30 protein-coding genes are annotated in these 25317 nt (G+C 55.6%); 18 read left to right on the forward strand and 12 right to left on the reverse strand.

Annotated elements, in window-relative coordinates; genetic code table 11:
• Positions 1-92: 92 nt before the first annotated feature.
• Together ACQ4N7_RS05815 and tilS are read right to left on the reverse strand one after the other, a co-directional pair.
• Positions 93-1124 carry a hypothetical protein gene (locus tag ACQ4N7_RS05815; RefSeq protein ID WP_430710664.1) on the reverse strand — a complete coding sequence of 344 codons (1032 nt, stop codon included), beginning with the start codon at positions 1122-1124 and terminating at the stop codon, positions 93-95.
• 151 nt (positions 1125-1275) lie between these two features.
• Positions 1276-2283: a tRNA lysidine(34) synthetase TilS gene (tilS, locus tag ACQ4N7_RS05820; protein WP_430710665.1), complete on the reverse strand. Its 1008-nt coding sequence runs from the start codon at positions 2281-2283 to the stop codon at positions 1276-1278.
• A 198-nt stretch (positions 2284-2481) separates the two neighbouring features.
• On the opposite strand from tilS, the gene ACQ4N7_RS05825 reads away from it, so the two are divergent.
• Positions 2482-4329, forward strand: a complete 1848-nt coding sequence (locus ACQ4N7_RS05825; protein ID WP_430710666.1) for a tetratricopeptide repeat protein — start codon at positions 2482-2484, stop codon at positions 4327-4329.
• A gap of 311 nt (positions 4330-4640) precedes the next feature.
• On the opposite strand, the gene ACQ4N7_RS05830 is transcribed toward ACQ4N7_RS05825, so the two are convergent.
• Positions 4641-4967: a hypothetical protein gene (locus ACQ4N7_RS05830; RefSeq protein WP_430710667.1), complete on the reverse strand. Its 327-nt coding sequence runs from the start codon at positions 4965-4967 to the stop codon at positions 4641-4643.
• Positions 4968-5208: 241 nt separating this feature from the next.
• On the opposite strand from ACQ4N7_RS05830, the gene ACQ4N7_RS05835 reads away from it, so the two are divergent.
• From ACQ4N7_RS05835 to ACQ4N7_RS05845, 3 genes are all read left to right on the forward strand, one after another.
• Positions 5209-6060, forward strand: a complete 852-nt coding sequence (locus tag ACQ4N7_RS05835; protein WP_430710668.1) for an ABC transporter ATP-binding protein — start codon at positions 5209-5211, stop codon at positions 6058-6060.
• Positions 6061-6384: 324 nt separating this feature from the next.
• Entirely contained in the window at positions 6385-6966 is a 582-nt protein-coding gene (gene scpB / locus ACQ4N7_RS05840; protein ID WP_430710669.1) for an SMC-Scp complex subunit ScpB, read from the forward strand.
• 288 nt (positions 6967-7254) lie between these two features.
• Positions 7255-7623 (forward strand): DUF760 domain-containing protein, encoded by a 369-nt coding sequence (locus tag ACQ4N7_RS05845; RefSeq protein WP_106922775.1) that lies wholly within the window; start codon positions 7255-7257, stop codon positions 7621-7623.
• 45 nt (positions 7624-7668) lie between these two features.
• Here the strand turns inward: ACQ4N7_RS05845 and ACQ4N7_RS05850 are convergent, their stop codons facing one another.
• Positions 7669-8493 carry a nucleotidyltransferase family protein gene (locus ACQ4N7_RS05850; RefSeq protein ID WP_430710670.1) on the reverse strand — a complete coding sequence of 275 codons (825 nt, stop codon included), beginning with the start codon at positions 8491-8493 and terminating at the stop codon, positions 7669-7671.
• 68 nt (positions 8494-8561) lie between these two features.
• Between ACQ4N7_RS05850 and ACQ4N7_RS05855 the strand changes: the two genes are divergently transcribed.
• The 7 genes from ACQ4N7_RS05855 (at position 8562) to ACQ4N7_RS05885 (ending at position 15790) form a co-directional block, all read left to right on the forward strand.
• Positions 8562-9164, forward strand: a complete 603-nt coding sequence (locus ACQ4N7_RS05855; RefSeq protein WP_430710672.1) for an alpha/beta hydrolase — start codon at positions 8562-8564, stop codon at positions 9162-9164.
• An 81-nt stretch (positions 9165-9245) separates the two neighbouring features.
• Positions 9246-9737: a DUF29 domain-containing protein gene (locus tag ACQ4N7_RS05860; protein WP_430710673.1), complete on the forward strand. Its 492-nt coding sequence runs from the start codon at positions 9246-9248 to the stop codon at positions 9735-9737.
• A gap of 702 nt (positions 9738-10439) precedes the next feature.
• Positions 10440-11321, forward strand: a complete 882-nt coding sequence (gene bchL / locus ACQ4N7_RS05865) for a ferredoxin:protochlorophyllide reductase (ATP-dependent) iron-sulfur ATP-binding protein (protein ID WP_106868226.1) — start codon at positions 10440-10442, stop codon at positions 11319-11321.
• Positions 11322-11472: 151 nt separating this feature from the next.
• Positions 11473-11820: a DUF5331 domain-containing protein gene (locus ACQ4N7_RS05870; protein ID WP_430710675.1), complete on the forward strand. Its 348-nt coding sequence runs from the start codon at positions 11473-11475 to the stop codon at positions 11818-11820.
• A gap of 85 nt (positions 11821-11905) precedes the next feature.
• On the forward strand, positions 11906-12337 hold the full coding sequence (locus tag ACQ4N7_RS05875; protein WP_430710677.1) for a DUF5331 domain-containing protein: 432 nt from the start codon (positions 11906-11908) through the stop codon (positions 12335-12337).
• Positions 12338-12364: 27 nt separating this feature from the next.
• Positions 12365-13813 (forward strand): ferredoxin:protochlorophyllide reductase (ATP-dependent) subunit N, encoded by a 1449-nt coding sequence (locus tag ACQ4N7_RS05880; protein WP_430710678.1) that lies wholly within the window; start codon positions 12365-12367, stop codon positions 13811-13813.
• Positions 13814-13912: 99 nt separating this feature from the next.
• Positions 13913-15790, forward strand: a complete 1878-nt coding sequence (locus tag ACQ4N7_RS05885; RefSeq protein ID WP_430710679.1) for a hypothetical protein — start codon at positions 13913-13915, stop codon at positions 15788-15790.
• A 326-nt stretch (positions 15791-16116) separates the two neighbouring features.
• On the opposite strand, the gene ACQ4N7_RS05890 is transcribed toward ACQ4N7_RS05885, so the two are convergent.
• A complete protein-coding gene (locus tag ACQ4N7_RS05890) occupies positions 16117-16335 on the reverse strand; it encodes a DUF2281 domain-containing protein (protein ID WP_430710680.1) in 219 nt (72 codons plus the stop codon).
• 92 nt (positions 16336-16427) lie between these two features.
• Positions 16428-16658 carry a helix-turn-helix domain-containing protein gene (locus ACQ4N7_RS05895; protein ID WP_017299744.1) on the reverse strand — a complete coding sequence of 77 codons (231 nt, stop codon included), beginning with the start codon at positions 16656-16658 and terminating at the stop codon, positions 16428-16430.
• Between the two features lie 104 nt (positions 16659-16762).
• Between ACQ4N7_RS05895 and ACQ4N7_RS05900 the strand changes: the two genes are divergently transcribed.
• On the forward strand, positions 16763-17005 hold the full coding sequence (locus ACQ4N7_RS05900; protein ID WP_430710682.1) for a hypothetical protein: 243 nt from the start codon (positions 16763-16765) through the stop codon (positions 17003-17005).
• Between the two features lie 97 nt (positions 17006-17102).
• Positions 17103-17333: a hypothetical protein gene (locus ACQ4N7_RS05905; protein WP_430710683.1), complete on the forward strand. Its 231-nt coding sequence runs from the start codon at positions 17103-17105 to the stop codon at positions 17331-17333.
• Positions 17334-17365: 32 nt separating this feature from the next.
• On the opposite strand, the gene ACQ4N7_RS05910 is transcribed toward ACQ4N7_RS05905, so the two are convergent.
• The 3 genes from ACQ4N7_RS05910 to ACQ4N7_RS05920 are packed head-to-tail and all read right to left on the reverse strand — an operon-like array spanning position 17366 to position 18223.
• Positions 17366-17572 carry a DUF2283 domain-containing protein gene (locus ACQ4N7_RS05910; protein WP_430710684.1) on the reverse strand — a complete coding sequence of 69 codons (207 nt, stop codon included), beginning with the start codon at positions 17570-17572 and terminating at the stop codon, positions 17366-17368.
• Positions 17560-17874, reverse strand: a complete 315-nt coding sequence (locus tag ACQ4N7_RS05915) for a DUF4258 domain-containing protein (protein ID WP_430710685.1) — start codon at positions 17872-17874, stop codon at positions 17560-17562. The genes ACQ4N7_RS05910 and ACQ4N7_RS05915 overlap by 13 nt, the downstream gene beginning before the upstream one ends.
• A 22-nt stretch (positions 17875-17896) precedes the next feature.
• A complete protein-coding gene (locus ACQ4N7_RS05920) occupies positions 17897-18223 on the reverse strand; it encodes a helix-turn-helix domain-containing protein (RefSeq protein WP_430710686.1) in 327 nt (108 codons plus the stop codon).
• A gap of 13 nt (positions 18224-18236) precedes the next feature.
• Between ACQ4N7_RS05920 and ACQ4N7_RS05925 the strand changes: the two genes are divergently transcribed.
• Positions 18237-18479 carry a hypothetical protein gene (locus tag ACQ4N7_RS05925; protein WP_430710687.1) on the forward strand — a complete coding sequence of 81 codons (243 nt, stop codon included), beginning with the start codon at positions 18237-18239 and terminating at the stop codon, positions 18477-18479.
• 46 nt (positions 18480-18525) lie between these two features.
• Here ACQ4N7_RS05925 and ACQ4N7_RS05930 read toward each other — a convergent pair whose 3' ends face one another.
• Positions 18526-19761, reverse strand: coding sequence for a glycoside hydrolase family 10 protein (locus ACQ4N7_RS05930; RefSeq protein ID WP_430710688.1), 1236 nt, complete (start codon positions 19759-19761; stop codon positions 18526-18528).
• A 259-nt stretch (positions 19762-20020) separates the two neighbouring features.
• The gene (locus ACQ4N7_RS05935) at positions 20021-20938 is read right to left on the reverse strand and encodes a LysR family transcriptional regulator (RefSeq protein ID WP_430710689.1); all 918 of its coding nucleotides are present in this window, start codon (positions 20936-20938) and stop codon (positions 20021-20023) included.
• Between the two features lie 88 nt (positions 20939-21026).
• On the opposite strand from ACQ4N7_RS05935, the gene ACQ4N7_RS05940 reads away from it, so the two are divergent.
• From ACQ4N7_RS05940 to ACQ4N7_RS05955, 4 genes are all read left to right on the forward strand, one after another.
• Positions 21027-21473 carry an ester cyclase gene (locus tag ACQ4N7_RS05940; protein WP_430710690.1) on the forward strand — a complete coding sequence of 149 codons (447 nt, stop codon included), beginning with the start codon at positions 21027-21029 and terminating at the stop codon, positions 21471-21473.
• A 118-nt stretch (positions 21474-21591) separates the two neighbouring features.
• A complete protein-coding gene (locus ACQ4N7_RS05945) occupies positions 21592-22488 on the forward strand; it encodes an SMP-30/gluconolactonase/LRE family protein (protein WP_430710691.1) in 897 nt (298 codons plus the stop codon).
• Positions 22489-22492: 4 nt separating this feature from the next.
• The gene (locus ACQ4N7_RS05950) at positions 22493-23044 is read left to right on the forward strand and encodes an antibiotic biosynthesis monooxygenase (protein WP_430710692.1); all 552 of its coding nucleotides are present in this window, start codon (positions 22493-22495) and stop codon (positions 23042-23044) included.
• A gap of 29 nt (positions 23045-23073) precedes the next feature.
• Complete coding sequence (locus ACQ4N7_RS05955; protein WP_430710693.1) at positions 23074-23724, forward strand: SDR family NAD(P)-dependent oxidoreductase; 651 nt, start codon at positions 23074-23076, stop codon at positions 23722-23724.
• 68 nt (positions 23725-23792) lie between these two features.
• On the opposite strand, the gene ffh is transcribed toward ACQ4N7_RS05955, so the two are convergent.
• On the reverse strand, positions 23793-25268 hold the full coding sequence (ffh, locus tag ACQ4N7_RS05960) for a signal recognition particle protein (RefSeq protein WP_430710695.1): 1476 nt from the start codon (positions 25266-25268) through the stop codon (positions 23793-23795).
• Between the last annotated feature and the right edge of the window lie 49 nt (positions 25269-25317).

Raw genomic sequence — 25317 nt, forward strand, 5'->3', positions numbered from 1 at the left:
TGCCACGCCCGACCCAACCATCAAATTAGGGAGAGACCAGGGGCTAAACGCCCCTGATTCCCAGCGGTTAAGCGAACCGTTGATAAAAACCCCTAGTTTGCGGGCGGCCCGGTGGGGTCTGAGAAGGTATTGATATAGCCGTTGCCGCTGTACACGCCCGGTGGTCTGGGGGCCGAGAAGGGCGGCGGTGCGGGCTGAGGTAGCGGCGTGCTGACGTTGCTATCGAGCGGGCCGGGCTGCGATCGCACCTGCCCATTACCCGCTGGGGCCGTCACTGGAGAACCAAAATCTAGATTTAGCGGTGCTGGCGCGATCGCTCCCCGCTCGGGTGCCGGTACCGCCGGGCTAGGAGCCAACCCCGGCGGTGGCCTGTAGCCCGTGGTGCCGGGCGGCGGCGACATCTGCGGCGTAGTGCGAATAAAGCGCTGATCGACCCCAGGCAGGCTACCCTCCACCATCCAGGGTGGGGGCGTCAACCCGCTGGTGGGTGCTTCGGGAGCACTGGGCGCTCCGGGTTCTGCGGCGGGTTCTGCACTGGTGAACTGCGGCGATCGCGACGTTAGCCTTTCGCTCAGCGCCTGCTGTAGAGGGCTGGGGGGCAGCGTCTCAGTGTCCGTGGCCCCAAATGACTGGCGCTGACCGGGGGCAAGGGTTGACGGGCGGTTTTCGATGGCAATGCCAGGTTCCCCTGCACCCTCTGCACCGCTGGGGGCAGGGCTAAAGCGAAAGCGGCTGCGTTCCAGGTATTGGGCAAAGGGGCTGGCGGCGTCTGCCGGCGTAGCCTGGGGCAGGGCTAGACGGTTGGCGTCGGCAGCGGGCATTTCCAAGGCTGTAGATGTAGTTGGCTGCAGGCCATCGAGCAGCAGCGCCAAATTGTCAATTTCGGCCAGGTCGGCCAGGTCTTCGTTGGTGAGAGCGTTCAGGTCGCTGCCAGAGTTGACCGCCGGACTGTCAACCGCAGAGTCGTACTGGCTGCGCCACTCAGGATGGCTGAGATACTGGGGCACCACCACCGCCCCCAGCCCCAGCACCGCCAAAGTCCCCCACACCACCGGGCGGCGGAGGGGACGACTGATGGCCTTGAGGCGTACCAGACGGTAGCGCACAGCGGGGGGAAGAGGCATGGTTGGGCAGACCCTAAGTCGGCTATGGCTTTCTATTTTAGGACCCAAATCGGTGGCTCAGGTTTCATGCCATGGGCACTGCGCTTTGACTGCCCCTTTCTCCCTACGGGAGACGCTAGCGCGAACGACTTCGCTCAGGGATCGGCTCCGCTCAGGGGTCAAAGCCGCTCATTACTATCCAGTCGCCTTCTACCACCGCGATCGCCCCGCCAGGGAAGGGATCGCTCTGGCTGCCGTTGGGGGCCGTGAGTAAGGCCACCAGCTTTTCCACATGTTCAAAGCCCACCTGAGCCACGATCGCCTGCTGCAGCACCCGCCGCAGCACCCGCCGCCGGAGGGCCAGCGGGGCTGACTTAAGGGGCGATCGCTGAATTCTCCAATCTTCGGCTTCTGTAGCCGGTGGCAAAACTGCCCGCTCGTATAGCTCTCCCGCCATTGTTTCCAGTAAATCAACCTCGGCGGTCAGCAGCTCAGCGGTATTGGCCAGGGTCAATTCTGCTGCTGGGTTAAAGTGCTCTTGCAGGTAGGGCAGCAGCTCCAGGCGAATGCGGTTGCGGGCGTAGCGGGTGTCCTGGTTGGTGGCATCGGGCCAAATGGGTAGCTCGAACTGGCGACAAAATTCTCCGGTTTGCTGGCGGGTTAAATCCAGCAGGGGACGCACCACTGAAACAGTACTATCGGTCGCGAGGGGACGCTGCCAGGCCAGGGCCTGCAGGCCATCGGTGCCGCTGCCCCGCAGCAGGTTGTAGAGCAGGGTTTCGGCGCGATCGCTCGCCGTATGCCCCGTCGCCACTTGAGTACAGCATTCTTGAGCCGCTACCTCCGCAAACACCCGATAGCGCCACTGGCGAGCGGCGGCCTCGGTCGCGTACTTAGTATCGGCGATCGCGACTTGGCACGGGAGGCCCCAGGCTTGGCACAGCTGCTGCACAAACTCGGCGTTGGCAGCAGAATCGGCCCGCCACTGGTGGTCGCAGTGCACCACCCGCAGCGACCAACCCCACTTGGGCCGTAAATCGACCAGCAGCCTGAGCAGACCAACCGAATCTTGCCCGCCCGAAACTGCCACCAGCACCGCTGCCCCCCGAGGCAGCAGCGAGCGCATTTTTAGCCGCCGATGCACCCTGGCATGGATCGCACTCCAGGCAACCTCGCCCATACTCCACCTGTAGATCTCAGGGCAAACTTCAGGGCTTGCCGTCTGCCTCTCAGATTACCTCACCCCAATGGTTTGGCCGAGATTTAGCGCTCTCAGCCCAGCCCAATTGAGGCTGAATCTCCGAAAAATCTATGGCACACTTGGGCAACAGCCCCTTTTCTCTGCTTTCTTTACACCCTCTGAACGGCATGGCGACCTATGGCCCAACCATACCAAACGCTCATCGATGATATTGTTGCCGCTACCCTCAAGGGCAAAATTCAGTCGAAGCAGCAGGTCTACCGCATGCTACAGGCCGGGGTAGAGCCCGGCAGTGGAGAACTGTTTGAACGGGCTTTAGAGGCTACTCTGGCGGCCCTAGAGCCAGACCTGGCCCCCGGTGACGATGAGTTTAAGCAGGCCAAAGCAATGCGTAAGCAACGCGCCCTGCTCACAATTCAGGGCGAATGGCAGCGCTGGCAGGCCGATAACCAGGCCACAGCCGTTATCACTGGGGTAGAGGCAGAAATTTTGAACGCGCCCCCCGCAGAACGCCTCTCTCAGCTGGTGGCGGCCCTCGACCCCAACCGCGATCGCCCCCTGTCGCGAGAACAACTGGTGCAGCTGGCGCGGGCGCTAAAGCAGGCCCCGGCAGATGCCGCTCCAGCCACCGAGGCCGAACCGGCCCTAGGCACCCTGGCCGATGGCCTAGAGCAGGGCATCGCCGCCTGGCAACAGCTCGAAGGCGATGTGGTCGGCTGGATTTACGCCCAGGGGCAGCAGATTGGCTTTAGCCAACCGGGCGATCGCCCCAGCCCCTGGCAGCACTGGGGCCGCATTGTCAGCCAGCCCGCCCTCAAGCGCCTGTTTGAAGACCTGGCCCTGCACCAAACCGTGACCGCCGCTGGCATAGCGATGCCCCTGCGAGTGGCCGACTGGGTAGCCTGGGGTGTGGTCTTGCAGCGGCTCCAGCTGGCCCTGGTGAACTGGTTCGATCGCCAGCCCTACGACCCCCAGGCGGGCAAGCGCCTCTCCATCGCTACCTTTCTCACCTTCGCCGTAGTCTGGGGCCAAATATCCAGCCGCCTGGGCGAACAGGGCCAGCGCACCCTAGCCAGGGGGTCTTTCCAGCTGGCGCTGCAAGGCCTGCGCCAGTTTGCCAACCAGAGCTACTTTCCCCTCTACGGCGGCCTGTTCACCGCCCTGTCTGGAGAACCCCTGCGCGCCCTGCTCGACTACCTCGATCAACCCCTCCAGGAAGTAGCCAACACCGCCGTCAAAGCCCGCATTCTCACCCTGCTGGGCTACTCGCAGCGGGCGCTGGGCAACTACAGCCAGGCTCAGCGCTTTCACCAGCAGGCCCTAGAAGTAGCCCGCGAAGCCAAAGATATACCCTGCGAAATTGCCAGCCTCAACCACCTCAGCCGCACCTGCGTTGCCCAGCAAGACTTTGAAACCGCCCAGGGCCACAGCCAGCGAGCGCTAATTTTGGCCCGCCAGAGCGGCGATCGCATTGGTCAAGCCAACGCCCTCGCCAACCTCGGCTACAGCCAGGTCGCCCAGGGCCAGTCGCAGCTGCTCGAAGCCGAACAGTACGAAACCGTGCTCAGCTATCTCGAACAGGGGCTAGCCCTCTCAGAGCAGGTAGGCGATCGCCCCAGCCAGGCCCTCTGCGCCAACAGCCTCGGCATCGCCCAGCTCAAACTTGGCCAGTACCGCGACGCGATCGCCTCCCTCCAGCAGGGGCTTCAGGTAGCTCAGGCAATCGGCGATCGCTTCCTCATGGCCTCCAACTTCGCCAATATGGCTGCCGCCCACCAGGGCGACGGCAACCTCGAACAAGCCGTCCTCACCGGCTGCCTGGGCATGTACCTGCTGCACCAAATCGACTCCCCCGAATGGCGACAGCCCGCCGCCCTGCTCAGCATCCTCTACGGACAGCTCGGCCCCGACACCTTCGAGAGCATTCTCGCCGACCACCGCCGCCAGTTCCTCGCCGTCATCGGCGTTGACGGCTACGACTTTTTGCAGCCGCTTTTGGCGCGGTATCGGGAGTCGTTGGAGTAGGTGCGTGGCGCGTGGATGGGTGGGTGCGTGGGTGCGTGGGTGCGTGGGCGGGTGGATGGGTAGGCGGGTGGATGAGGGGATGGGGAGAGTAGGGTTGAGTGTCGCCTACAGACCCATTTGCAGAACAAAGGTTTAAACCGATGATCAGCCAATCCTTTCCGTTGGGTCCAGGGCGGCGGCACGGCCCTGGTCGAGGGGGTCTGGGGGCAATCGAAACGCCCCCAGCGATAGGCCCGGCTTTGACCGTGATCTTTGTCTACGGCGGTTGATGTAAGCCATAAACCTTGCGCTGGGCGAACAGCGGTTCGCCCCTACGGCTGATCGTCATCATCGTATTCATCGGCGGCGATCCAGGTGCTGGCCGGGCGCAGCGCATCCGGAATCGCCACATCGTCGGTAAACTCCAGCACCGTCTCTCGATAGCCCAAATACCCCGACTCCATAAACGACACCAGCATCCGCCCCAGCGCTGGCCACACCACATCGGCGAACTCCCAATCGTGGTTAAACCCCGCCCGATCAGCGATCGACTTGAGCGCCCAAAAATAACTGTTGCGCACCATCGAACCCGACTTTTTGTAAGCAGGCACATCGTCTTGGTGCAGATAGAGAATGCCGTGGTCAATGTGGGCGCGCATGAGCAATTTTAAATTTGGATCTTGGGCTTGTAGTGAGCTTGTCGAACTATTGGCGATTTTGGTTTAGGTTAACCGCCTAGGGCTAAACCTTCGCCAGCCCACCGTTAAAGCAACTGCATGACTGGGGTAGTTGGGTGCTAGGGTAAGACTATTCACATTATGTTACAGACGGTCTAAAGCCAGGGCCGATTCGCCTGACCTCGATCGCTGTAACGCCTACGGTTGGAGCTTACCAGTCGCCATGCCTGCTGCGGTTTGCCTGCGAAACGTCCACAAAGTTTACAACGGGGTCGATGTCGTTAACGACCTCTCGCTCACGATCTCGAATGGAGAAGTGTTTGGTCTCCTTGGCCCTAACGGTGCGGGCAAATCGACAACTATTCGGATGGCCACCACCCTCACTCGGCCCAGTGATGGTCATGTCGTTGTATCCGGTTACGATGTCGTCCGCCAGCAGCTCGACGTTCGCCGCCAGATTGGCGTGGTGCTGCAGCAGACCAGCGTCGACGGCGACATGACCGTGTGGGAAAACATGGAATTTCACGGGCGCATGCACCACATCCCCAACCCCCAGCGCCGCACGAGCATTAACACCTGGCTAGACTATGTTGAACTGGCCGATCGCCGTGACGACAAGGTCAAAACCCTCTCAGGCGGCATGAAGCGTCGTTTGCAAATTGCTCGCGCCTTGCTCCACAACCCCAAAATTCTCTTCCTTGACGAGCCCACCGTGGGCCTCGACCCCCAAACCCGCCGCCGCCTGTGGGAGATTATTCGCGGCCTCAACCAGCAGGGCATGACCATGCTGCTCACTACCCACTACATGGAAGAAGTCGAGTACCTCTGCGATCGCATTGGCATTCTCGACCAGGGCAAGCTAATCGAGCTGGGCACCCTAAATCAGTTTCGCCACCGCCACGGCGAAGGCATCTTGATGACCCAGCGCGGCGATCGCTGGGACTACCAATTCTTCCCTACTCTGGACGCCGCCAACGCCCACCTCGACCAGCAGCCCGACAAAACCGGCATGATGACCCGCCCCTCTAACCTCGAAGACATCTTCGTAGAACTAACCGGACGTAATTTAGATTGATTGCTCCCCCTGAGAATGGTGCATCGCTTCGCGGATGCACCCTACGAATTTCTCCTCAACAAACCAAAGTTCTGACCGGCTAATTTGCAGAACATAGGTTTAAACCGATGATCAGCCAGTCCTTTCCGTGAGGTGAAGGACGACGGAACGTCCTTCTCGACGGGGGTCTGGGGCCAGCGAATTGGCCCCAGCAGTAGATTTGGCTTTTGTCCCAGATTGTGCGCCGCACTAAACCTGGCAAATTGGGCTCTCTTCCCCGCTACAATCAACCGTTTCCGTCGATCAACGCTAGGCTTGAGAATGGTCTCCCGGTACTGACGATCTATGCCCGGTCTCGCCACCACCATCGAAGCCATCCTGTACCTCAAAGGGCAGCCCCTCGACATTGGCAAACTGGCCGAACTCGCCCGCTGCGATCGCGAAGACGTTGAAGAAGGGTTAATCGAGCTCATGAATGATTACGCCCACCGCGACGGAGCCCTCGAAATCGTCGAAACCGTCGATGGCTACTGCCTCCAGCTCAAAGAACGCTATCGGTTTTTGGTAGATTTGCTCATCCCCATCGACCTGGGCGTAGGTGCCCTGCGCACCCTGGCCGCGATCGCCCTCAAAGGCCCCATCAGCCAGACCGATCTAGTCGAACTACGCGGCTCAGGCGTTTACCAGCACGTGCCAGAGCTAGTAGCCCAAGGCTTTGTGCGCAAGCGGCGGCAGGCCGAGGGGCGATCGTCTCTAGTGCAAGTCACCGACAAGTTTTACCAGCACTTTGAGATCGACCAGCTGCCCGAGCTGCGGGTCAAGGGCAAGTCCTCTCCTCAGGCCACCAATGACGCGCTTGAAGACGCCGCGCTTGAAGATGACGACGAAGTTGAACTTGAGCTGCCCGAAAACGCCGAGATCGACTAAGCAAGTTAGCTTAGAACATCGGCTCATTCTGTCAAGATATTGTAAAGAGAATATTTAGCTGCGGCTGCGCCTCTAACCACCGCCAGGCTTAGCTTTTGGCCTAGCAGAGCCAGGCTAAGCCACAGGGTAGACGTAATATTTCACGATTCGTTACGCTATTATCGGAAAGAGTAAGTAGGTAAAGGCAGGCCTGGGGTTGCCTTGATCACACTGGATTCATTGAATCCAATCGCCCCGCATTCGGTACCCGCCGTCGCCTACGTTGTGACCAGAGGTCTCTGAGATTCTATGGTATTTAACCCTGAAGACGCTGAATTCATTGGCATGTCGCCGAATAGTGACCAGGTCAATGAGTTGCTCAAATATCTCCAGCACCAGTCGCCGGAGGTGTTAACTCGGGTGGCTCAATCGGTAAGCGGCGAAATCAAGCAAATTATTGCTCACAATGTGCAAGGGCTGGTAGGCGTGCTGCCCAGCGAAGGCTTTAACGTTCAGGTCACTACCGATCGCGAAAATCTGGCTGGGCTGCTGGCCTCCGCCATGATGACGGGCTACTTTTTGCGCCAGATGGAGCAGCGCATGGAGCTAGAGCACACGGTATCTGGCTCAGTTTTTGGCAGCGATTTTGGCCCTGACGACCTCAATTTCGACGATTAGCCCCGTTCACGGATGAATGCGGTCAACAAGCCATTCACTACGGGCTCAAACGCTTGGAAATGGATGCTGCTGAATGGCATGAGCCAAATTTTCTGGCGTGCCAATATCGAGATAGCTGCCCTCGGCAAAAGGCTCTGCCTCAACCCGTAGCCCCACCTCCAGCGCCGCCTGAATCACATTGCCAATGGGCGTTTCAACGTAGGGCGGCAGCGTTGTGAGGTGCTGAGGAATTTGGCTACCGATCAGGGCCTGGGTGCAATCGCGCACAAACCCATGCAAAAAATCTGAAAATGTCGGTCGCCAGGCCGCGATCGCCCACATGTACGGCAGGTGGGTAAAGCTCGATTTTTCGTAAATGCCCCGCACAACCCCAGCTGCATCAAAATCGACCACCCCCACCTTCTCGGGCTGCTGGGTGGGAAACAGCCCCAGCACGACATCGGCACTGCCCCCGTGCAGCCGCTCCAGCAGCACTTGGTAGGCCTGCGCTGGCTCAAACAAAATATCTGGAAAACCCAGTACTACTGTCGCCCCACGCAAAAATGGGTAAGCCTGATTGAGGCTAAAGGGCACCCCAAAGGGCACATGCACCGTCAGGTAGGCCAGCTGCATACCAATATCGGCCCCATCGCCCAAAAAGTTGGGAATATCCCATTTGCCGGGCCGCAGAATAAAAAACGCCTGGGTTGCCCCGGCCCGCTGCATTTTTTCGAGCAAATAGTGGCACACTACCTTGGGTCGCGGCCCTACCTTGCCCGCTACCATACGAAAACCAACTGGAAACAATTCTTTGCTCATGGGCAGTGGCGAAATGCGCGTCCCCTGTCCGGCAGCAGGAATCAAACCAATGGTGGGTGGAAAGGTGGTCATCGCGATAGACACTTTTGGAGTGAGACAGTCGTCTCTAATTATCTTGGAGTAGGAGTGAGCAGAGCACTATGCACCAATTCTTACCGGTCGCTGATCAGCTATCTTCATTGCCGTCAGTGCTGCTGCACCGTTTAGGGCAAGGTACCGCTACGCTGGCCCTGGTCGCTACATCCCTCGCTGGGCTGGCCGTAGCTGCGCCCCAGGCTACCGCCGCTGACAATGTTCAGATTACCTACGGGTCGCTAGAAGCACCCCCGATCTCCGTCAGCGATCTAGAATCTTTTGCCCGCACCGGCATCCCCAGCCGCGATCTGCAGCTGCTGCTCAATATTCTCCGCATTGAGGAAGATCAGGCGCGTCAGGCGCTGACCCAAAACGTACTGGTCGATGTCGACAATTTGCGAGACGCTTCAAACACGTTCGCCGGTCAGTTTTTCTGGCGGCTGTTGGCGACTACCATGACCTTCTCAGACAACGATAGCCCTGGCTGGGAACTGCTGCGCAACGCTGTCTTAGACACCGCTACCAGCGGCGAACTGACGATCTTAGACGTACTGCGCACCATTGAAGCCAGCACTCTGCAGGTGGATGGTCGGCGGGTGATGGCGATCGCCTCGCAAATTGACTTTGACAACATTGAAGCCCTCGCCTCTATCTTCCTGGGTCAGTAGCGAGATTTGAGCTATTCAAGTGGCAAAGCGCCTCGTCTGTGAAGACAGCCTAGAATAGAGAAACTCGGCTATCCTCAACCCATGTCCCGGCCTAAAACCAATTCAGCAGCCGCTAAATCTAGCCGTCGCCTCTACGCTGACGACTTCTATGCCTGGACTCAGGCTCAAGCTCAGGTGCTGCGATCGCACGCCTGGGATCAGCTTGATTTGCCCAATCTGATTGAGGAAATTGAGGCTTTGGGCAAGCAGCAGCGCCAAGAACTCCGCAATCGGCTCAGTGTGCTGCTGGGACATTTACTGAAATGGCACTATCAACCTGAGCACCGCAGCCGCAGCTGGCTCGCCACGGTGCGAATTCAGCGTTTAGACATTGCTGACCTGCTAGACGACAACCCTAGCCTTAAGCCCTACCTAGCCGCAGCCCTCGACAAGGCCTATCGCAGAGGCATCGAACTCGCCTACGAAGAAACTAATCTGCCTAACAGCACATTTCCAGCTCAGTGCCCCTATAGCCTGGCAGAAGCACTCGATGCTCAGTTCTTTCCGGGCGCACCCAGCGACCTGGTGAGCTAGGTCAGAGGTTCAGCCAGCTAAACCCGGTTAGCTAAAGCCGCGATCGCTCTACAGGGGCGATCGCCGCCCATCCAAGTTTTGCCCTCTCTAGTCCCAACTCGTTACATTGCGTTGCATAGAGAGAAAGTTTACGAATGTATATAAAACTCGTCTGGGGTTTTGCGGCAGTTGCATCTCCGGCGCTCTTTTCGCCCGTCTGTCACGCTTCACTTCGAACGCAACGCCCTATTTAGGGGGTGATTTCTTCGCTTTAGCCCCCGCTTAGCGCCCTTCCAGCACCCTCACACCGATCAAAGCTGCTTACAGACGGGCGCTTCAGAAGGCGCACTCCCCCATAAGATTTAAGATTCTCTTGTTTGTTATTGTTCTGTATTAAAGAAATCAAAGACCTAAAATCTAATAAAACTGCTTGATTAGGCTTGATGACTTTTTGAAGGGTTTCAACAGTCGCTTGCCATTCCTTAAGCTTACTGGCAAAGGTTTGCGGGCATGTCCGTTTTCAGCACCCCTTCACAAGGCCAGCGGGATATCGCCATAATCCAAACAGCCGAAACACCCTGGGCGCGTAGGCAACTGCGTAGACCCTATCTGTTTAACAGTCAATCCAAGTCCAGTGGCCGAGTCCGGCAGATAGAGTTCTATCTCAAAGACTTCCCCTGGACTGGGTTTGGCTTTATCCGCCCTAGATGAGTATTCTCCCCTATGGTTCACCAGACTCTCAAGCTTTCTGTGTACGGGAAAGGGGGCATTGGTAAGTCCACCACCAGCTGTAATATTTCGGTGGCCCTAGCCAAGCGGGGCCGCAAGGTATTGCAAATTGGCTGCGACCCCAAGCACGACAGCACCTTTACCCTGACCGGGTTTCTGATTCCCACCATCATCGACACCCTGCAAGAAAAGAACTTCCACTACGAAGACGTATGGGCCGATGATGTGATTTACAAAGGCTACGGTGGGGTCAGCTGCGTAGAAGCGGGCGGTCCTCCGGCGGGTGCGGGCTGCGGTGGCTATGTCGTGGGCGAAACCGTCAAGCTGCTGAAGGAACTCAACGCCTTCGACGAGTACGACGTAATTCTCTTCGACGTGCTGGGCGATGTGGTCTGCGGTGGTTTTGCCGCCCCTCTCAACTATTCTGACTACTGCCTGATCGTCACCGACAACGGTTTTGATGCCCTGTTTGCCGCCAACCGCATTGCGGCTTCGGTACGCGAGAAAGCCCGCACCCACCCCCTGCGTCTGGCGGGGCTAATCGGCAACCGCACCTCAAAGCGCGACCTGATCGATAAGTACATTGAGCATGTGCCCATGCCGGTGCTGGAGATCTTGCCCCTGATTGAAGACATTCGCATCTCGCGGGTGAAGGGCAAAACCGTGTTTGAAATGGCTGAAACCGACCCCGCGCTAGAGCCGGTGTGCCAGTACTACTTGAACATTGCCGACCAAATTCTCGCCCGGCCCGAGGGTGTCGTGCCCGAAGATGCCGCCGATCGCGAGCTGTTTAGCCTGCTGTCTGACTTCTACCTCAACCCGCCCGAGGGTGCCCCCAAGCAAGAGAAGGAGGAGCTGGATCTGATGATGGTTTAGGCGAACGGTGGGCATTGCCCACTCGACTTAACCCCTTGCTGCAAAAATCCCGCTCGATCAAGTTCTAATCCTGAAGCGCTGCATTATCATCGGTACGCAGCCGTTCAAACCCGGCAGCTACCTACAAGCGATTTAGCAAAGAGTCAGGATTATGGCCTTTTTTGAGAACTTTACCCAGGTCATTCGCCAAAAGTGGTTGGACTATGTGCAGTCAAACCGAGCCTGGTTGACGCTGCAGATGCAGCAGACCTCGGTGCGAACCCCCGATGGCGGTCGCCGTCCCTCCTCCTTTTTGGTGCTGGGCGTGGTGAATGCCCTGGAACCCAAGCTGTCGAACCTGATGGTGCCGTTCTACAAGCTCAACCCCGATGAGGATGCGCTAGTAGAAGTGCTGGGCCTCAACTTTGACCCTGAGATGGTGCTGGATAACTCCGACCACACTCAAACCATTGAGGCCAACGACGAGCAACCGCTTTTGCCTGATTCACCGGAGATGTAACCCTGTTGACAGGCCTGTGAGGTAGCGGTTTTCTGGTTTAATCAATCTCTGGACATGAGGTTGGCGAACCCCGCCCGAGGCATCTGTGAACAGCAAACAACTGCGGCGATCGCTCAAAATCAAGTGGTTGACCTACTACCGAGACAACCGCGAGTGGATCGACAAATTGGGCATTTGGGTAACCAGTAGCGGGCAGAGGCGGCCCTCGTCGGGCTTTATTTTAGGAGCGCTTGCCACCCTAGAACCCGACCTGACCAACCTGCTCCCCCTGGTGGTGGATTTAAGCAGCAACCCCGATCGCATTATTTCTGCCCTGGGTTTAGACATCAGCCCGGTGAAAGAGCTAGAAGCGCTGGAGGCGGCACACAAGCTATTGCCCAGCAGCGCCCAAGTCGAGGTTTCTCTGGCCGCGCCAGAGCCCGTCACCATTGATGCTCCGACACCGCCGCCCCCTGCCTACGACGACGAAGCCTGCTCAGGCGCAGGCGGCAGGGAGGACGATAGACCCAGGCCATAAGTCCTTCACTAGGGAGATACCCCCACGATGACCCTGGCCCAAGCTCAACCCAACGCTTCTGCCCTCGAATTTGACTGCGATACCGGCAACTACCACACCTTTTGCCCGATTAGCTGCGTGGCGTGGCTGTACCAAAAAATCGAAGACAGCTTCTTTCTGGTAATTGGCACTAAGACCTGCGGCTACTTTTTGCAGAACGCCATGGGGGTGATGATTTTTGCTGAACCCCGCTACGCCATGGCCGAGCTAGAAGAAGGCGACATCTCGGCTCAGCTCAACGACTACGAAGAGCTAAAGCGGCTGTGTGAGGGCATTAAGCGCGATCGCAACCCCTCGGTAATTGTCTGGATTGGCACCTGCACCACTGAGATCATCAAAATGGATCTCGAAGGGCTGGCTCCCCGCCTAGAGGCCGAAATCGGCATCCCCATCGTCGTCGCCCGCGCCAACGGCCTCGACTACGCCTTTACCCAGGGCGAAGACACGGTGCTGGCTGCTATGGCCCAGCGCTGCCCTACCGAGGCAGAGGCCGCCGCCAAGCAGCCTGCCGCTCCCAAAGCCGAACCCAAAGAAGGCCAGGGCGGCATTCAAAAGCTGCTGGGCCTGGGCCGTAAAAAAGCCGAAGAAGCCACTGACCCCGTGGCAGAAGACACCCCTTACCACGACCACCCGCCCCTGGTGCTGTTTGGCTCCGTGCCCGACCCCATCGTTACCCAAATGACGATGGAGCTAAAGAAGCAGGGCATTAAAGTCTCTGGCTGGCTACCCACCAAGCTCTACACCGACCTGCCTACCGTCGATGAAGGCTACTACGTCGCAGGCATCAACCCCTTCCTCTCGCGCACGGCCACCACGCTGATGCGTCGCCGCAAGTGCAAGCTGATCGGCGCACCCTTCCCCATTGGCCCCGACGGCACCCGCGCCTGGATTGAGAAAATCTGCTCGGTGTTCAACATCGAGCCCCAGGGCATGGAGGAGCGCGAAGCCAAAATTTGGGAATCGGTGGAAGACTACCTGGAGATTATTCGCGGCAAGTCGGTCTACTTCATGGGCGACAACCTGCTGGAAATCTCCCTGGCCCGCTTTCTCACCCGCTGCGGCATGACGGTGCAGGAAATCGGCATCCCCTACATGGACAAGCGCTACCAGGCGGCGGAACTGGCCCTGCTAGAGAAAACCTGCAACGAGATGGGCCAACCCCTGCCCAAAATCACCGAAAAGCCCGACAACTACAACCAGATCCAGCGCATTCAAGAGCTGCACCCCGATCTGGTGATAACGGGCATGGCTCACGCCAACCCGCTGGAGGCGCGAGGCATCAGCACCAAGTGGTCGGTGGAGTTTACCTTCGCCCAAATCCACGGCTTCGGCAACACCCGCGACATTCTAGAGCTGGTGACGCGCCCCCTCCGCCGCAATAACAACCTCAAAGACCTCGGCTGGGAGAAGCTAGTCAAGGAAGAAGCGAAGGTTTAGGCGGAATTCAGCCTCTGGAGCATGAAGAACTCTAGAGGCTGAATTTTATGCGAGCCAATGCTAAAGTTCTTACATCATCTACGTATCCTGGCAAGCCTCATGAAGAAGCAATGGTTTGTAGCGGTTTTTACAATTGCTTTGATTCTGAGTGTTGCTTTCACCCCTGGGGCTTCTTCGCAAACCCCGCCCACCGATGAAAATTTGCCTCGCATTCAGACTCTTGGAGTGCGAGAGGTTGTATCACCGATCAAAGAGTTTTGCACAGTATTTCAACAAGAATTAAGCGAACAATTAGGCTCTCAAGTCAAGTACGTATCGATTGAGAACGAATATAGAGGCAGACTTTTCTCCAGATTTCAAGGCCTTCTGGATGGCATAATTGATGCTGAATGCGGACCCAACTCCATATCTGCTCAGTATTTAATCAATCCAAATTCTAATAGCAATATTAGGTATTCAGAGGAAATTGCATTCTCAAATCCTTTCTATGAAACCGAAATAAGGCTTTTGATGCGTGATGAATTGGCAGAGCAATTGGCCAACATGACTGAAGATGAGTTAACAGAAAGACTAAGAAGTTTAAGTATAGGCCTACTGGAGAATACAACTACACTTAGACAATTCCAGGATCGCAGTCAGCTATACACAAACACTCAGGTTTTTGAGACACCAGTCAACGATAGAAGTGATTCCTTAGAAGGAAAGAATTCTCTTGAGCAGGCTTTAGATGCTCTAGAGGAAGGAAGAATTGAGGCTTTAGCTAGTGATGGCATTATCTTAAGATCTTTTCTTAAAGAGGGAATCCCCGGAGACAACGTAGCTCAGCGAAGTACAATTCTTTTTAGAAAGCCTAGAGTTTCTTATGAAAGTTTGGGCTTCTCAATTTTCCCAGAAGAAGGCTCCCTACCTGGACTAGATGGTGAACAATACGGTATCGCGGTTCTGAGAGATGGGGATACAAATTCTTTTCAGAGAGAAGTAAATTTAGTTCTTTCCAAGTTGAATGAGCCAGGTTCAAGGCTGGCAATAGCAAGAGAGAATATTAGGACTTATGAATCAGGATTAAACCTTTCGCAAGAAAGCAGCGATTTTAATATCAATGAAAATGTTACAGATTCAAATCCAGATCCAGATCCAAGCCCAAATTTTTGGATAATTCTCGCTTCACTTGGCTTCTTCACACTACTTGCTATTCTTGCCATCTTGCGGTTCAAAGACTCATTTAGAGGGCAGATTTCTGGCCCAATGGGCAGTTTGACTGTAGAAGGTAGTAATGATAGTTCTAGGAAGCCTGGCATCAATATATTGGATGCGACTAGCAGACAGGGAAGTATTCAAGCGCACGACAATACTGGCAGAGGAATTGATGCTAGAAGGCTCGATGCACAAGGTAATATTGGTCTATCCTCTAATCAGGGAGATCAACCGCATTTAAATGATGGATTAATCGATTCAGGACGTGAAGAAATTGGGGTTGACCTAAGTGACATTGTCGCGGGGAGAGACATTACTGTTCAACAAGTAGTTAACGATATCGGTATTACTCAATTTAGTGAAGGGAAAAATGCTGATGTTTATATTAGCTTATGGGAAAGCATTTTAAGCCTCAAGCTTGCTATTAATGATTTTTTTGACGATCCGAGCGAATATAGCCTTTCCCAACTAGCTTTGCAGCTTAAAGAAACAAGAACCATCACGCACAAAGGTGGAATTTTCTTTAAGGACTCAGACAGGAGCAGACTTTTTTCAATGTTGCAAGATATGGGTGATATTAGAGTTGGAAGAAAATATATTAAGGAAATTCGCTCGACAGGAAATGTAAAAGAAGCAATCGACAACGGAATTATTATTCCTTCTTCGCGAGGTTCTCTTGACCCAATTCCCGCCTTGACTGAGCGATTAGAGGGATTTAAGTTGGATTACGAAAGCACCATAGAAAGATTGCGACCCTTTTTTAAGGAAAAGCTATCTTTATAGGCGTTCGTCTTCCCAAGGTATGGTCAGGGGGGAAGAAGCTGTATTTTTGCTTTTTGCTAAGCTTTAAGCGTGGTTGAGGTAGTTAGGTCTTCTCATCTGTGTACAAAGATCGCCCCACCTTTCTGCGAAAGCTCAATAGCATTGAGAACACAGTCGATCGCCTGATTGGAGCTTAACCTTCATGTTTCCGATAGATGGGCGAATGAAGGATATCCGCTTCACTAAAGACACTATTAGCGTCAATCTGATGGATGGGTGCTCGATCGCAGTGCCGTTGGTTTGATATTCGTGCCTGCTGAATGCATCGCAAGAGCAGCTTGCCCATGTCAATCAGATACACGGTTAGCCCAATCGTCTACAGTTTCTTTTTGTAGGCTAAGGCTTGTGTAAGTATCACGATACGCTTGCATCGCCCCAGCCCAGGTTTGCTTTAGGCGATGGTTGGGATTGTGCCGCTGTTTCTTAACCAGCGCTGCGACAAAATTGATCACCTCCTGCTGTGCCTGAGGAGGCAATTTTTGGATCTCATTCACAATAGGATGCATAGCGAAGCCAGTCCTTGTACTTAGTACTTATCTCAATTGTAAGTCAGGCCGTTCTTGCGTCAGAGCTGCTCCCGCATACCGAGGATAAAGCGCTAATCTTCAATGATAGTTCCTAGGTAGAGCCTCACAAAGTCCTTTGCCGCCAAAGGATTCAGCGTTTTTAGCGACTGCGTAATCTGGGCGATGTTCTCAGCACTGGGGTCAAGCCCGTGGTACCAGCGCCCCACATTGGCGCGACTAATGCCCATCGTCACCGCCAGCTTATTCTGGCTAATGCTGTAGGTGTCTAAAACCTGCTTCAGTGCGTCGCTTGCCCTTCCCATGCCCTAATCCTGGCAGAGCTACACCCGAAGGTAAATGTCACACTTGTGGATACATCGCGCTCATGCTGATGTCACGCTTGTGACTACATTGGCTTTGTATTTCCATGTCAGAAGAATTCATCCCCAACAGCGAAATCTACAGCGCCCCTCCCAGCAGTCCGGCCCCCACCCAGCCCGTCCGAGAACCTATCCTCATCACCATCATCGGCTCCGCCACCGGCATTAACCTGGTGATCAAAATTCTTCATCGCCTCGGCTTTGCCGAAGCCCGCGCCTGGAGCAAACCCCAGATCGACCCCAACACCGGCAGACCCATGCGCGTGCTCACTAAATGGCTGCGGTATTAGGCGACTACTCGCCCACATGCCACAGCGAGCAATAGTTCAAGCCGCAATTCTCTAGCAATGAGGTTGGGTAACATAGTAGAAAACACACCTTGCAGCTATGGCCCAAGCCACCGACGACCTCAACGCTAACCCTACCCAGGCGCAGCAAATTCTCGAAGAAGTGCGGGAGCTGCGCCTGGAGGTTGAGCAAGCTAACCAAAAAAATAACGAATTTAACCAGAAGTTCGACAACTACCAGAAGGCTACCCAGTGGGTGGTGCAACTGGCTTTTAGCCTGATTGCCGCTGCTACGGTGACGGTGATTGTTTCAACGGTGGCAGGTCGGTGAGGCGATCGCCCTCCAGCCCATACAAAAACCATCTAAGCGTTGATGAGTTCAACAACAGGGCTGCTACCTTCTGCCAGTTCATAGTTCAACCGCTCAAACCCAATCACTGTGCCCGCCTGATTTTTAATCAGCAGTACCTCTTCACCCGTTTCCTCGGCAATAAACTCTTCAGAAGGATCGCCAAACCAGACCGTCAGCGTTTTACCGACCTCGTCGTAATAGATCTTTAAGGTGTCCATACAACCGTTCCTTCCTTGATTTTGTTGGTGCGGTACGTCGTGATGATAAAGCCGTCGCCGTTGAGGTATCTGACCACGGCGCAAATCAAATAAGGCGGCTCAACCCCATAGTGCAGGTAAACCGATGGGTCACTTCTACTTTGCCGAATTTCGGTAGGCGACTGCAACGCCTGCTGAACCAACTCCTCCTTACCCCGCATAATTGGATGCTTCAGGGTGACAATCACATCCCAATAGGCAGCCGCAACACGAATCGTCCTGCCTAAGGGTGTTGTGACCTCAAAGTAGGCATCCTCTGCCATATTATCCCCATCAACCGTCTAGCTAATCCTCAACGATGGTTCCCAGGTAGAGCTTCACAAACTCCTTAGCTGCCAAGGGATTCAGCGTTTTCAGCACCTGAGTAATCTCAACAATCGTCTCCGAAGACGGCTCTCTCTGGTCGTGAACCCACTTGAATACAGCAGAGCGATCAATCCCCAAGGCAACCGCCAGCTTATTTTGGCTGATGCCGTAAGTCTCTAAAACCTGCTTCAATGCCTGATTTGCCCTGCCCATGCCTTGATCGTCCCAAAGGATGGCAAGGGGGTAAATGTTGTCTACATCGACAACATCTGCCATTGTTCCTTTTGTGGTCGCGAAAGACAACATCAAAGATACTCCCATGTCAGAAGAATTCATCCCCAACAGCGAAATCTACAGCGCCCCTCCCGGCAGCCCTGCCCCTACCCCACCCGTTCGAGAACCCATCGTCATCACCATCATCGGCTCTGCCACCGGCATCAACCTGGTCATCAAAATTCTCCATCGCCTCGGCTTTGCCGAAGCCCGCGCGTGGAGCAAGCCCCAAATCGACCCTAACACCGGCAGATCCATGCGCGTGCTCACCAAATGGCTGCGGTACTAATCAACGCTTAACTTATGCCCAGCCTGAGCACGGCGGGGTAGCGCACTTAAGCCTGGCTGCGGAGGCTAACCCGGGGCGCTGGAACGCTAAACAAATCCCGGAAACTGGCCTGGCGCTCGGCTACAGGCTCCGGCGCATCGTGCCAGAGGCTTTCGTAGTAGAAAAAGGCCACCCCTAACCCCTGAGCCGTCGATCGCATTACCTGAGATTGAATCATCGACATTGGCATGGGGCGATCGCGCAGCCCAGTCAGAATGCCAATGCCCACCGGGATTTGAGTTTGGGCCGTTTGAATTTCGGGCCGCAGAATTTGCTTTGTAAAGCTGTTGATGTCCCAGCGGTAGACCTGTACCAGCAGCTCATCAACCAGGCCACGGTTGATCCAGCCGACCCAATCCTGCAAAAACGAGTTGTAGGCCGTGTCATAGGGATTGGGCGACACCGAAAAGATGGCCTGGGGACGATGCTGTTTCACGGTCTGGTTGAGCTGAGCCACAAAGTCTGTAATTTTGTCTGCCCGCCAGCGCATCCAGGCCGGATCTCGCGGGTTACCTGGCACCGGCTGCTCGGTTTCCTGCTGGTAGAGCGCTAGGGTGTAGGGGTCATAGCCAAAGTCGCTGGGCAGGGCCGTGTGGTCATCGAACTGAATACCGTCGATGTCGTAGCGGGTAGCAATTTCGGCCACCAGGCTGTTGATGAACTGCTGCACCTCTGGCTTAAACGGGTTGAGCCACACCACTTCCCCAGCCGCACTGCCCGAGGACTGGCTGCCGTCCTGGCGCTGGGTCAGCCAATCTGGGTGAGCCGTAGCCAACTCGGATGACGGCGGAGTCATAAAGCCAAACTCAAACCACGGGATGGCCAGCAAGCCCTGGCGGTGAGCTTGGTCAATTACGTCCGCCAGAATGTCTTGCCCCACCGCGCCTCGGTGAATGTAGGGTATTCCGACTTGCTGAGCAACCGCGCTGGGGTAGAGGGCATAGCCCGAATTCCAAACTACTGGATAGACCGTATTGAAGTTGAGCTGAGACAACTCGGCCATGGCGCTCTGCACCCGAGCCGAATCGCGCAGGATATTCATATCGTTGGTGGTCAGCCACACCCCCCGGATTTTTTGAAAGCTTTGAGGAATCGGCGCAGTCTCCGCTGGCTCGGACTCCAAAGGCACCACCGATGGCGGCAGAAATGCGATCGCAGGTCTACCCAGCATCACCACCGCCAGCAGCGCGGCCCAGAACAGTAGAATCCGGTGCTTGAGTTTGTGTTGGAGCTGGGAGGTCATAGGGGAAAGAGCTATTGGCTGTCGGCTATTCTATTGGCTTTGGTTGGCTTCTGGACGCGATCGCCTTGATCCCGTCATGATACTCAAGACACATTTCTATGGCCAAAATCCGGACGATTGATCAAACTCCAAAGTTGCACCATCGATAGTAACAGGGGGCGCGATCGCTGGGCTAAACGAATTTTCGTTGTGCGCCTTGAGTCTCCAGGTCTGCTGATAGGCAACCTTACTCGGCACACTTCAGACCAACTACCGCCAACTACATATCCAGATCTTGACTAATAGTCTGGATAATTTTTCGCAGCCAAATATTAGCCGGGTCGCGGTCTTTGAGCTTGCTCCAGGCCATCGCCACGCTCCAGGTCGGTAGCGCCAGGGGCAGCTCAAAACACTTCACAGGATAGTACTTAATAAAGTGCTGCTCCAAACAGGAGGGAATAGCCGCCAGCAGGTCAGAGGCCGCGATCGCCGTGGGCAGCGCAAACCAGTAGGGCACCGTCAGCGCAATCCGCCGCTGCAAGCCTTGCTCAGCTAGTTTTTGATCGACAATACCCACGGCATCTCGCCGCAGTGTAAACAGGGCATGGGGAAAGCTCACAAAGTCTTGCAGACTCAGCTGGTCGAGCTTAAGCGCAGGATGGTTTAATCGACAGACGCCAAGGAAGCGCTCAAACAGCAAATTTTCTACCAGAACGTGGGAGGGCAGGTTGGCAAATGTACCCAGGGCCAAGTCGATTACATTTTGCTCTAACAGTTCTACAAACGACTCTTTTTCCACAGTAATTAAGCGCAAATCAACGTGTGGGGCTTTCTCCTTAAGAACCTCCAGCAGTTTCGGCAAAATCAGGCTGGCAAAATAGTCAGAGGTGGCCAGGGTAAACACCATTTGTGAACTGGCCGGATCAAATGATCGCGGCTCAGCCAGCGCTGAGCGAATAGTATTGAGGGCAGCAGTTACCTGAGGCGCGATCGCCTCGGCTTTGGCGGTAGGCTTCATCTCTCGACCTACCCGCACAAACAGGTCGTCGGCAAAGAGCGATCGCAGTCTGCCCAGGGCCGCACTCATAGCGGGCTGCCCCACATGAATGCGCTGGGCCGCCAGCGTAACGCTCTGCTCGGTGTACAGGGCCTCAAAGGCTACGAGCAGATTTAAATCAGTGGCGCTTAAATCTATCATTTTCAATGATGACTTGCATTCTTATTATCAATTTGATTTATTTTAGCTCTGCCTTTATCGTTGATTTAAGCATTCAGGAAAATAAATTGTGGCTGACCTAGAAACCCAAAATTTAGCCATTGCCCATCGATATGTTGAGCAGTTTTTAGGCAAGGGCGATATCAGTATTGCAGAGGAAATCTTTGACAAAAAGATACAGGTGATCACGGGGCTGAAACCGACTGGGGCGATTAATGGTATTGAGGAATACAAACAGGTTTTCTCAGGTTTTTATGACGCTTTCCCCGATGTAGAGCCCCTGGCCATTCAGGATAGTTTTGCCACAGGCGATCGCGTTGTTGTGCGCTTTAAGTCATTTCAGCGGCACGTAAAAGACTATTTTGGTATTCCGAAGAGCGATCGCGTCATTACCTTTCACGAAACCCACGTCATGCGGCTTGCCAACGGCAAGGTGATCGAAAACATTGTCAGCGCCACCAACCTGGAGTTTGAGATGCTAATGGCTCCGGTTCTCACCCCTTTAATTCTCATTTAACTGCCGTGAAAACCTACCGTTATGTCGGCTAGGCTACATGCCATTTTCTGCTTGTCGGCCACCATCCTGCAAGGACATTTGCAAGCCCCCTACTGCCCTGTTACTCTGCGATACCGCTATGACCTTGCCCGATCTGTACGCGTCTACGCCCATTGACCTGGTCCCTGCCCAATCTCTGGCCACGTTTCCCGTCAACACGTTTTTAGAAAACCTGGCGATCGCGCCTACGGGCGAGATCTACGTTACTAGCCATGAGGCTGGAGAAGTCATTACCCTCGATCGCGAGCACAACCTGGGGCTGTATGCCAAGCTCAATGGCAAAGTCACCGGCATAGCCATGGTCGAAGACAACCGCTTTTTGGTCAACGGCTGGAATGCAGAAGGCATTGCCTTTGTGGCAATTTTAGCGGGTGGCGACGTGCAGTTTCTGCAAACGCTACCAGAGGCCATGTTTCTCAATGGCATTACGCCGATTGCAGCCCACCACTACTTAATGGCCGACTCCTATCGAGGCGCAATTTGGTCATTTGATCTAAAAACTCAAACCTCTAGTGTTTGGCTAGAGCATCCACTACTGGCCCGCGATGACAATACCAATCCGTTCCCAGGCGCTAACGGCTTAAAGCGATTTGGTGACTATCTCTACGTTTCGAACACACAGCAAAAGCTGCTGGTGCGTATTCCACTCAATGCCGATCAGACGCCGCAGGCCCCAGAGATATTTGTCAAAAATACCAACCTCGATGATTTCGCCTTTGATATCCACGGCAACCTCTACGGCACTACCCATGTTTACAACAGCGTGGTGCGCATCGATCGCGATCGCAGTACCACCATCATTGCCCAAGCCGACCAGGGCGTGACCGGCTGCACTGCCGTAGCGTTCTACGGCACAGGGCTTTATGTCATCAACAATGGGGGCATGTCCTATCCACCGCCGGGCGGGGTTGAACCCGCCCAAATTGTGCGGCTTGAGGTTGGGGTTGAAGGCGCAGCGCTGCTCAGTGCAGACTAGGCCCATGCAAAATGACCCTCCCGTAACAGTAGACGTAGTGCAGAGTGTCAGGCCAGGGAAAGAGCCCCAGTTTGACGCTTTGCTAGAGCAAATTATCGGCACTGCCAGTACTTTTGAAGGTTATCTGGGCGCATCTATCTTTCGCCCCAGCCCGCAAAACCCGTCAGAGTATCGCATTATCTTTAAGTTCGATCGCCTGGAGCATTTAAAGCGCTGGGAAAATTCTACCGCTCGCCAAAACTATCTCAACCAGGCCAAAGAGCTAACCGCAAATCAAGGCACGTTTTCGATTATCACCGGACTAGAAACCTGGTTTACCCTGCCTGGAAAACCGGGTCTAAAACCTCCGGCTCGCTACAAAATGGTGCTGGTTACTGGGGCCGCGATTTTTGCCATCAATCAAGTCTTAGCGCTGATTCCAGCCGCCTGGCTGGTGCCACTACCTGCGCTGATTCGCCTGCTGGTTTTGATCTTAATTACCACCACGCTGATGACCTACGTGGTGATGCCCCGCCTAACTAAACTTCTGGCCTGGTGGCTCTACCCCAATCATTAATTCTCTCTCCACAGATAAGGACAAAAATTATGGCTAAACTATGTGTCATCGTCGGCATGGGCGAAGGAAACGGTATGGCAATCGCCCGCAAATTTGCCAGTGAAGGCATTGCGATCGCGATGATCGCCCGCAACGCAGAAAAGCTCAAAGGCTACCAATCGACCCTGCAATCAGAAGGCGTTACCTCCCACTATTTTCTAGCGGATGCTGGCGACGGGGCAGCCCTAAAAGCCGCGTTTGAGGCCATTCAAACCCAGCTCGGTACGCCAGAGGTACTGGTCTACAATGCCGCCGTGCCCCGTATGGAGAGCGTGCTGCAAACCGAGGCAGAAACCCTGGTGAGCGACTTTCGCGCCAATGTGGCTGGGGCGATCGCCTGCGTGCAGGCCGTTCTGCCCGCCATGCAGACCCAGCAAAAGGGCACGCTGCTGTTCACGGGCGGCGGGTTTGCCCTCTACCCCGACCCCAACTTCGTCTCGCTCTCCCTCGGCAAAGCCGGAATTCGCGTGCTGGCCAATACCCTTCATACCGCGCTGAAAGATTCGCCGATCAAGGTGGGTACTGTCACTATCTGCGGCACGGTGAATGGCGATGACCCGAAGTACAGCAGCGATCGCATTGCCGAAGAGTACTGGAAGCTCCACACCGCCGACAATAGCGAGTACGAGACTGTTTATTGAGCCTGCCGCCCAGTGTGGATGTGCCAGAGTTGAATCTGTGGCAGCGATCGCAGACCGCCTAACCCAGCCTAAAGCTGGCCAAAGCCCTTCTTTTTCTTCTGGCTTTTCTGCTTCTTGTTGCTGGGGGCGCGAAAGCCGGGCTGTGCCCCACCGCCCATGCCCGGCAGCCCCGGCATACCGCCGCCCATGCCCGGAAAGCCGCCGCCCATGCCGGGCATACCGCCACCCATACCCGGTAGGCCGCCGCCGCGCCCCATCTGCTGCATCATGGTGCGCATCTTGGTGAAGTCGCTGACCAGCTTACCCACGTCTTTTTCCTGGTGGCCCGAGCCTTTGGCAATGCGGCGACGGCGGCTGGGGGAGCTAGAGAGCAAATTGGGCTGCTTGCGCTCCTGGGTAGTCATGGAGTTGATCATGGCTTCGCAGCGTTTGAGCTGGGCCTCGCCCTGCTCTAGCATGTCGCCGGTAATCTGCTTGCCCATGCCTGGGATCAGCTTCATGATGCCGCCGAGCGAGCCCATGCTCTTCATGAAGCGCATCTGCTTGAGAAAATCGTCGAAGTCAAATTCGGCTTCCAGAATTTTTTGGGTCAGCTTTTCGGCGTCGGCAATATCGACCGCTTCCTGGGCCTTTTCAACCAGGGTGAGCACGTCGCCCATGCCCAAAATGCGGGAGGCCATGCGCTCGGGGTAAAAGGGCTGTAGCGCCTCTACCTTTTCACCCACGCCGATAAACTTGATCGGTTGGCCCGAAATTTGCCGCACCGAGAGGGCCGCCCCACCCCGCGCGTCACCGTCCATCTTGGTCAGAATAGCCCCGGTAATACCAATTTGGTCGTGGAAGGTGCGGGTCAGGTTCGCGGCCTCCTGGCCGGTCATGGCATCGACCACCAGCAGCACTTCGTCAGGGTCGATCGCGGTCTTGATGTCGGCCAGCTCGGCCATCATCTTGGGGTCGATTTGCAGACGACCCGCTGTATCCACGATGACCGTATCCACGCCGTCGGCTTTGGCCTTTTCGATCCCCTGGCGGGCAATGTCGACGGGGTTGGCGTCGGTACCCAGCTCAAAGACGGGCACGTCGATCTGCTTACCGAGGGTAACCAGCTGATCGACGGCGGCGGGGCGGTAGACGTCGGTGGCGACCAGCAGGGTGCTGCGGTTTTCTTTGCGCAGGTGCAGGGCCAGCTTGGCGGTGGCAGTGGTTTTACCCGTACCCTGCAGGCCCGCCATCAGCACCACGGTGGGCTTGTTGGGCGCATCGGCCAGAGGGGCGTTGGTGTCGCCCATCAGCCGCACCAGCTCGTCGTTGACCACTTTGATGAACTGCTGGTCGGGGCTCACGCCCTTGACCACCTCAATGCCCAGGGCGTTTTCTTTGACCTGGGCGATAAAGTCTTTAATCACCTGGAGGTTGACATCGGCCTCTAGCAGGGCGCGGCGCACCTCGCGCAGGGCGCTATCAATATTAGACTCGCTAATCTTGTCCTGGCCACGCAGGCTTTTCCAGGCAGACTCAAGGCGGTCAGAAAGGGCTTCAAACATGGTTTAACGGGGAGAATAGTCCTGGGGGCGCAAGTTCTATTCTAAAGGG

Source organism: Nodosilinea sp. AN01ver1 (genome assembly GCF_050565655.1).
GTDB lineage: Bacteria > Cyanobacteriota > Cyanobacteriia > Phormidesmidales > Phormidesmidaceae > Nodosilinea.

Bases quoted from the DNA above. Each gene is read 5' to 3' on its own strand.
- ACQ4N7_RS05815 (WP_430710664.1), bottom strand. From the start codon at position 1,124: ATGCCTCTTCCCCCCGCTGTGCGCTACCGTCTGGTACGCCTCAAGGCC.
- tilS (WP_430710665.1), bottom strand. From the start codon at position 2,283: ATGGGCGAGGTTGCCTGGAGTGCGATCCATGCCAGGGTGCATCGGCGG.
- ACQ4N7_RS05825 (WP_430710666.1), top strand. From the start codon at position 2,482: ATGGCCCAACCATACCAAACGCTCATCGATGATATTGTTGCCGCTACC.
- ACQ4N7_RS05830 (WP_430710667.1), bottom strand. From the start codon at position 4,967: ATGCGCGCCCACATTGACCACGGCATTCTCTATCTGCACCAAGACGAT.
- ACQ4N7_RS05835 (WP_430710668.1), top strand. From the start codon at position 5,209: ATGCCTGCTGCGGTTTGCCTGCGAAACGTCCACAAAGTTTACAACGGG.
- scpB (WP_430710669.1), top strand. From the start codon at position 6,385: ATGCCCGGTCTCGCCACCACCATCGAAGCCATCCTGTACCTCAAAGGG.
- ACQ4N7_RS05845 (WP_106922775.1), top strand. From the start codon at position 7,255: ATGGTATTTAACCCTGAAGACGCTGAATTCATTGGCATGTCGCCGAAT.
- ACQ4N7_RS05850 (WP_430710670.1), bottom strand. From the start codon at position 8,493: ATGACCACCTTTCCACCCACCATTGGTTTGATTCCTGCTGCCGGACAG.
- ACQ4N7_RS05855 (WP_430710672.1), top strand. From the start codon at position 8,562: ATGCACCAATTCTTACCGGTCGCTGATCAGCTATCTTCATTGCCGTCA.
- ACQ4N7_RS05860 (WP_430710673.1), top strand. From the start codon at position 9,246: ATGTCCCGGCCTAAAACCAATTCAGCAGCCGCTAAATCTAGCCGTCGC.
- bchL (WP_106868226.1), top strand. From the start codon at position 10,440: ATGGTTCACCAGACTCTCAAGCTTTCTGTGTACGGGAAAGGGGGCATT.
- ACQ4N7_RS05870 (WP_430710675.1), top strand. From the start codon at position 11,473: ATGGCCTTTTTTGAGAACTTTACCCAGGTCATTCGCCAAAAGTGGTTG.
- ACQ4N7_RS05880 (WP_430710678.1), top strand. From the start codon at position 12,365: ATGACCCTGGCCCAAGCTCAACCCAACGCTTCTGCCCTCGAATTTGAC.
- ACQ4N7_RS05885 (WP_430710679.1), top strand. From the start codon at position 13,913: ATGAAGAAGCAATGGTTTGTAGCGGTTTTTACAATTGCTTTGATTCTG.
- ACQ4N7_RS05890 (WP_430710680.1), bottom strand. From the start codon at position 16,335: ATGCATCCTATTGTGAATGAGATCCAAAAATTGCCTCCTCAGGCACAG.
- ACQ4N7_RS05895 (WP_017299744.1), bottom strand. From the start codon at position 16,658: ATGGGAAGGGCAAGCGACGCACTGAAGCAGGTTTTAGACACCTACAGC.
- ACQ4N7_RS05900 (WP_430710682.1), top strand. From the start codon at position 16,763: ATGTCAGAAGAATTCATCCCCAACAGCGAAATCTACAGCGCCCCTCCC.
- ACQ4N7_RS05905 (WP_430710683.1), top strand. From the start codon at position 17,103: ATGGCCCAAGCCACCGACGACCTCAACGCTAACCCTACCCAGGCGCAG.
- ACQ4N7_RS05910 (WP_430710684.1), bottom strand. From the start codon at position 17,572: ATGGACACCTTAAAGATCTATTACGACGAGGTCGGTAAAACGCTGACG.
- ACQ4N7_RS05915 (WP_430710685.1), bottom strand. From the start codon at position 17,874: ATGGCAGAGGATGCCTACTTTGAGGTCACAACACCCTTAGGCAGGACG.
- ACQ4N7_RS05920 (WP_430710686.1), bottom strand. From the start codon at position 18,223: ATGTTGTCTTTCGCGACCACAAAAGGAACAATGGCAGATGTTGTCGAT.
- ACQ4N7_RS05925 (WP_430710687.1), top strand. From the start codon at position 18,237: ATGTCAGAAGAATTCATCCCCAACAGCGAAATCTACAGCGCCCCTCCC.
- ACQ4N7_RS05930 (WP_430710688.1), bottom strand. From the start codon at position 19,761: ATGACCTCCCAGCTCCAACACAAACTCAAGCACCGGATTCTACTGTTC.
- ACQ4N7_RS05935 (WP_430710689.1), bottom strand. From the start codon at position 20,938: ATGATAGATTTAAGCGCCACTGATTTAAATCTGCTCGTAGCCTTTGAG.
- ACQ4N7_RS05945 (WP_430710691.1), top strand. From the start codon at position 21,592: ATGACCTTGCCCGATCTGTACGCGTCTACGCCCATTGACCTGGTCCCT.
- ACQ4N7_RS05950 (WP_430710692.1), top strand. From the start codon at position 22,493: ATGCAAAATGACCCTCCCGTAACAGTAGACGTAGTGCAGAGTGTCAGG.
- ACQ4N7_RS05955 (WP_430710693.1), top strand. From the start codon at position 23,074: ATGGCTAAACTATGTGTCATCGTCGGCATGGGCGAAGGAAACGGTATG.
- ffh (WP_430710695.1), bottom strand. From the start codon at position 25,268: ATGTTTGAAGCCCTTTCTGACCGCCTTGAGTCTGCCTGGAAAAGCCTG.